Below are 1242 nucleotides of genomic sequence, written 5' to 3' on the forward strand. Positions count from 1 at the left end.
TTGCCGTAGCGGCGGTGGGCGCTGGGCATATGATCGGCAATCGTGGTGTGGCCGCGCCGGTTGGGCGCACGGGCGTGGCTGGCGATCCTCTGTCCCTTGTGGAAGACCTCGACGGTCTTGTCGGCGATACGGACATCGACGAGTTCACGGATCAGGCGGTAAGGGGTGGAATACCAATGGCCGTCGATCTCGACGTGATAATCTGGGGCGACACGGCAACGCTTCCAGCGCGCAAAGACGTAGGGCTGGTCCGGCAGTTCTCTCAACCTGGGGCGATCAATCTCGGCGAACAGTTCGGTCCGGCTAGAGCCGAAGCCGCGCATTTGGCGGGCGTTGAGTTCGACGACGAGCCCGCGGATGGCGGTATTGAGCTCCGCCAAGGAAAACAAGCGCTGGTTGCGCAGGCGGGCCAGGATCCCGCGCTGGGCGATCTGGACTGCGACCTCAACCTTGGCCTTGTCCTTTGGTCGCCTCGGGCGGGCCGCCAGGATCGCGATACCGTAATAGCCGGCCATCTCAGCATAGGTGCAGTTGATCCCGGGATCGTAGCGATCGGGGTTGGTCACGGCGGCCTTGGGATCATCGCAGACCACGAACTTCGGCACGCTGCCGAGGTACCTGAACAGGCTGGCATGCACGCCGATCCAGTCGGACAGGCTCTCGCTTGGGCAGGCCTCGGCGTAGGTATAGTTCGAGGCCCCCATGCCGCGACAACGGCTTCATGGCGCGCACTTCGCCGGTGATGGGATCGAAGATATCGATGGTTTCGCCGGCGAAATCGACGAATACCTTCTCCCCACCGGCGTGGGTCTGACGCATGCTTGGCCGGGCCCGCTGCTTCCCGGCCTCGAACGTCGTGCAAAACCAGGTATAGCCAAAGTCGTCCGGATTGGCGGCGCGATACTCTTCCCACAACAGCAGGCGCGTCACGCTGCGGCGGCGCAGCTCCTTCTCGACATAACCCCAATCCGGTGTCGGGCGCCGGTCGCTTTGAGAGGCTGCCGTCGGCGCTGGAAACAGCAGCAGTCAAGGCTCTCGTCGTCCAGGCCCTCCGGCAGCGGCCAGATCAGCCCCACAAGCCGGGCGCGACGCACATAACCGTGTACGACCCCATTGCTCACTCCCAACGTACGCGCGATGACGCACTCGGTCAGGCCCTGGTGCCTCAAACGTAGAACTTCTCGGATCCGGCGCATCGACAATCTCTCGGTAGGCATCAGGCTTCCTCATTGGTTGAATGAG

Annotated in this window: 1 pseudogene; it reads right to left on the reverse strand. The window is 63.4% G+C overall.

Annotated features, from left to right (window positions below):
• Positions 1-1217 (reverse strand): annotated as a pseudogene (gene istA, locus IVB36_RS26355) (IS21 family transposase); the annotation flags it as partial.
• Positions 1218-1242 lie beyond the last annotated feature (25 nt).

The organism is Bradyrhizobium sp. 35 (assembly GCF_023073215.1).
Taxonomy (GTDB): domain Bacteria; phylum Pseudomonadota; class Alphaproteobacteria; order Rhizobiales; family Xanthobacteraceae; genus Bradyrhizobium; species Bradyrhizobium canariense_D.